The organism is Vibrio sp. V10_P2A27P122 (assembly GCF_963874335.1).
GTDB lineage: Bacteria > Pseudomonadota > Gammaproteobacteria > Enterobacterales > Vibrionaceae > Vibrio > Vibrio anguillarum.
This window is the reverse complement of record NZ_CAWNHY010000125.1, coordinates 1-4,830: the sequence shown is the minus strand read 5'-3', so window position 1 is coordinate 4,830 and position 4,830 is coordinate 1. Positions and strand designations below refer to the sequence as shown.

The window sequence follows — 4,830 nt, the reverse complement described above, 5'->3', positions numbered from 1 at the left end:
TGTTCCAACAGAACAACAATGAATTGACTGTGCCAAAATCAAGTAAACTTGATTCTGATTGGTCACTCAGTTCATTGATAAATCTTTTTTGATTATCATCAACGAGTGCCCACACAGATTGATAGGTTTATATTGTTAAAGAGCGTTCCTGTCGAACAAGACCGTTAAGTCCGCGTCGCTAGGGGTGCGAATAATACGCTTTAGCTTTTAAGAGTCAAGAGTTATTTTTAACTATCTTTCTCTTTCAACTAGTAACTCGTTTGTGAGGCTTGCCTCACTCCGTGTCAGTGAGGCGGCATTATAGGGAGGTTTTACAATGTGACAAGTTCTTTTTTAAAATCACCTTTCATTCGCTTAAAAAGCCACCAATGTCGCGTTTTATTGAATAAAACTTCAACATTTGAAGGTTATCACAGCAATTGGTTGGAAAAACACCAAGCATAAACGTAAGATTGATGTGTCTATTTTGTTAATCCTAGACATCCTTCTTCTTTTACTTGATATGTAGTATTCCAATATGAACTCTAATAAATCGATTTTACTGGTTGCATCTCTTGCAATAATAGGCGCAATCCTTTTTTCTCTGGTCGCGCTTTCTCCCGCAATTACTTTTGTTTTTGGTGTTGTCTCTTCCGCTCTTGTTTTTAAATTTTTTGGCAGCAAAACGCTAACCGATGATGAGGAGTCAAAACTCTCAACGAAAACACTGTATGTCGGTAACTTGCCATACAAAGCGAATGAAGCTCATGTTCGTGAACTTTTTGCCAAATATGGAGAGGTCTTTGCCGTACGTTTGATGAAAGATAAGCGAACGGGCAAAAGGCGTGGATTTGGCTTTGTTGTGATGGCTTCTGCAAATGTAGATGGCGCTATTTCAGCTTTGAATGAAAAAGACTATATGCAGCGTACATTGAAAGTACGTGTGGCGAATGATCCTAAACATCCTGATGACGATATGTTTGAACAGGAGTAAAACCTAAGTGAGCTAATCGGCTATTGAGCGCGCTTTCTTCCCAAGGAGGTGCGCTTGATAATATCTTGTGTTGTTTGATTTTGCATTGTGGCTCGCTTTTCACACCCAATAGCTCTTGCACACGACGAGCAATAGCTTCTCCGGAATCAACTAGCACGACACTCTTCCCTAATACGGCTTGGATCTCTTCTTTTATTAATGGGAAGTGTGTACAGCCAAGGACCGCCACATCAATACGGTTCACCAAAGGGCTAAGAATCTCTTTTAATTCTGCAAGATCGACAGCTTTGCCCCTCAATTTTTCTTCTGCCATATCCACTAAGCGCGTTGACCCTAGCAATTCAACATTCTTGTCAGATGAGAAATCTCGAATCAAATCGTGAGTGTATTGACGAGTGATAGTCGCTGGGGTAGCAATGAGTCCCACGGCTTTATTTGCCAGTGACGAGGCCGGTTTAATCGCAGGGACAACTCCCACAACTGGTACAGCAAGACAAGAACGCAGCTTGGGTAAGACGATGGTGCTTGCGGTATTACAAGCAATAACGACCAAATCAATGCGCTCTTTCACAACGACATCGCTTACCAACCTAACCACACGCTTAATTAACACCTCTTGATTGAGCTCTCCATAAGGATAAGCTTCATTGTCAAACAGGTAGATGTAGTTTAATTGTGGTAGTTTGGCTTGGACCTCTTGATAAACCGATAACCCACCAACACCAGAGTCAAAGATAAGCACATTAAGCTGAGACGGTTGCGACACTCTGAGCACCTTATAATGAAAACGTTCCGATCATACTCGCTCTTTATCAATTGGCAATGCTCTTGCTCGGTATCTTTGGTGACAAAAACGTTCCCCCAGTTGGAGATGCGTCAACTCTAACTCCAGTGTTCCACCCAAAAAACAGGGCGCATCGGTGACCAGTGTATGAAACTCACCATTTTCGCCACACGGGTCAACCTTTGCTGGTAAAGAATCAATAAACGCTCGTCCATAAGGTTGTCCACAATAGTCTGGCGTGAGGCTGTGACCATCTGTCGTCATCACCATGGTTTGGATGCCGCGATTTATGATCTCTCGCGCAAGAGCGCTACTATCTTCGCCTAACAAGGGCAACACACACTCCCAGCCAGCCGGTTCAATATAGCTTTTGCGATACTGCGCAATACCGTTACAGAACATATCGCCAAAAGCAACGGCGTCTATCTCTAATCCACTTTGTTTTAATGCGCTGATGATGGTCGATTGATAAAGCTCGTTACTTGGAAATACGGCAGGCAGCTCTATTTTGACAACGGGTAATTTTAAAAGTCGTGCTTGTAGCTCAATTACATACAAAGGGGTGGCTTGAAAGGGCACTTCATCTTCGACATAAGTGGTAAAAATGCCCACCACACAATAACGGCTATCTTCCAATAATCGCTCTAAAGTGAGGGTTGAATCTTTTCCGCTAGACCAACTGACGATAACGTTCTTTTTCATCATCACACTCGCAAAGTAAAAACCGCCCACAGGCGGTTTCAAAAATCAGAATTGGTAAGTAGCATTTACGTAATATGTACGCTCTGGAGATGGGTATCCACCAGCTGTCTCGTACTCTTCATCAGTAAGGTTCTCGACTCGACCGTTTAAAGTAAGATTTTCATTTACGTAGTAGTTAACTGAAACATCAAACAAACTGTATGCAGCCAACTCTTCAGAGAAGTCTGGTCGCTCACCGACGTATTGGTACCCCAATGACAAATCAACATCATCGAAACTAGCTACCGCGTTATACTTATAAATCTTCTTAGCACGGCGGACTAACTGTTCACCAGATTGGTCTTTTGGATCTTGGAAGTTAGCGCTCACTTGGTGGTTAATAAAGCCTGTATCAAAACCGACAACCATTTCCACACCACGTAATTGGCTTTCACCATCAGTGTTGTAATACTTACTCGTCGCGTAATTATAATCAATTAAGTCTTCAACGTTTGTATCGTATCCAGTAATTGACCAATCAACCTCTTGGATTAAACCACTAAAAGTTAATTCAAATGAATCCGCTTTCTCGGCTTCTAGCTTGTCATTACCGTAGTAACTATATAGTTGATACAAGTTCGGAGCTTTAAACGATGTACCATAGGCAGCCTTAACCACAAGCCATTCTGCGTAACGATAACCTAACCCTGTGTTATACGTTGTTTCAGTACCAAACTGTTCATTGTCATCAGCACGAATGCTCAACTCACCAAACACTTTGTCCGCATCTGCGTTTAATGCAGTGAAGTATGCAACATTGGTTCGATCATATTCAGTATTCGATGGCTTAACGATGTAGGCCTCATCTCGCCAATCAACACCACCACTTAACGTCAGTGCTGAAGTAACTTTGTATGAGTTTACCCATTGAACATTAAGTTGCTCAAGCTCATCAGACGTAGCCGAAGAAGAGTTCTTACCTAGAGACTTTTCGTAATTCCAGTTGTCTTGGTTTTGATAATTAACTAGGAATTCAGACTTTAGCTCACTGCCATTAAATTTAACGCCAGCAGCAACAGTAGAGTTTTGTACTTCAGCTTCTTTGTAAGAGTGGACAGGGTTGCCGGTATTATAATCAACATACGAACCATCATATTGAGAGATAGTCTCGAACATTCGGAAATTCGCAAAGCCACTCCACTGTTGGTCGAAGTTATGTACGTACCCGAGCAAAGCATTACGTGATTCAAACCCATGACGGCCACCATCGTTTACTCCGGGCATTGGGTGAACGTTATAGCCCTCATCAGAATCGTAACCAACCGATGCGTTTAAATGACCGTTCTCGCCAACTTTAGTACCACTAACAAAACTTAATTCTTCATAATCACGGCTGCCTAATCCTGCACTCACTACAGTTTCTTCATTGTCAGAACTGACAACTGTAATGATATTAATCACACCACCAATCGCCTCTGAACCATACATAGCAGCACGAGCACCTCGTACATACTCTACTCGGTCAACAAATGCGATTGGCAGTTGGCTGAAATCGACACCACCTTTTGCAGCGCGAGCAAAACGAATGCCGTCAATTAAGACAAGAACCTGATCAGAGTTAGCACCTCGAACAAAGATCGAAGCTTGCTGGCCTCTACCACCATTCTGTGTAACTTGAATACCCGTTAATCGTTTGAATACATCAGTTAGTGACTTAGCTTGAATACGGGCTATATCTTGACGTGTCACAACCTCCACTTGAGCAACAACACTTTCGGTACTTTGCTCAAAACGGTTAGCCGTAACCACCATGGTTTCGTCAGTAATGGTTTCGTCAGTAGATGCTTCTTGGGCGTGTAAATTGGAGATAAGTGAAAGCAGCGATGCTACAGCCGCCGCTAAAAGGGATTTATTCATATTGTGATCCTAATTCGCGTAAGTCCTACCAAATCAACCAAAAGGTGGCATAGATTTGGCTGCTGGCAGGTATTCGGACTTGAGAGCTCTTGACCTACTAACCCGACTTCCCACAGCATTTTCCTGCAGTGTCATATTGGGTGTTCGTTCTCTCTTACCGCTGCGCGTCAGAGATGTACAGTTGGGAAAGAATACGTTTAAAAAATAGATTAGATAAGGATAAAGCCTTTAAGAATGGGAGCTCGTGCGTCTAAAACTGAAAATATCTGCCCAATCCGTATCACTGTCTAAATTTTTCACATTCTCTTATGGTCTGTCTAACTTTTTATTCAATTAGACCATTGAGAATCATGAGATTCGCGTTCTTACTTTCCCTGCAACATAGACGGACAGAAAACCTAAACCTGCCAAAAAAATCGATTTTAATCAAAACCAACTTGATTACCAGTTTAATCTATTGAAATTAAATAAAGTT

Annotated in this window: 4 protein-coding genes and 1 riboswitch; of the genes, 1 reads left to right on the top strand and 3 read right to left on the bottom strand. The window is 42.1% G+C overall.

Annotated elements, in window-relative coordinates; all coding sequences use genetic code 11:
- Positions 1-517 precede the first annotated feature (517 nt).
- Positions 518-973, top strand: a complete 456-nt coding sequence (locus tag AACQ17_RS06560) for an RNA recognition motif domain-containing protein (protein ID WP_094147827.1) — start codon at positions 518-520, stop codon at positions 971-973.
- Here the strand turns inward: AACQ17_RS06560 and murI are convergent.
- Genes murI through btuB form a run of 3 tightly spaced genes read right to left on the bottom strand, consistent with a single transcriptional unit; the run spans position 936 to position 4,355 of the window.
- A complete protein-coding gene (gene murI, locus AACQ17_RS06555; protein WP_026028593.1) occupies positions 936-1,739 on the bottom strand; it encodes a glutamate racemase in 804 nt (267 codons plus the stop codon). The genes AACQ17_RS06560 and murI overlap by 38 nt on opposite strands.
- 30 nt (positions 1,740-1,769) lie before the next feature.
- Positions 1,770-2,459 carry an ATPase gene (locus AACQ17_RS06550; protein WP_049785465.1) on the bottom strand — a complete coding sequence of 230 codons (690 nt, stop codon included), beginning with the start codon at positions 2,457-2,459 and terminating at the stop codon, positions 1,770-1,772.
- A 45-nt stretch (positions 2,460-2,504) separates the two neighbouring features.
- Positions 2,505-4,355, bottom strand: a complete 1,851-nt coding sequence (btuB, locus tag AACQ17_RS06545) for a TonB-dependent vitamin B12 receptor (protein ID WP_094147826.1) — start codon at positions 4,353-4,355, stop codon at positions 2,505-2,507.
- A gap of 47 nt (positions 4,356-4,402) precedes the next feature.
- Positions 4,403-4,713: riboswitch (cobalamin riboswitch) on the bottom strand.
- Positions 4,714-4,830: the final 117 nt, after the last annotated feature.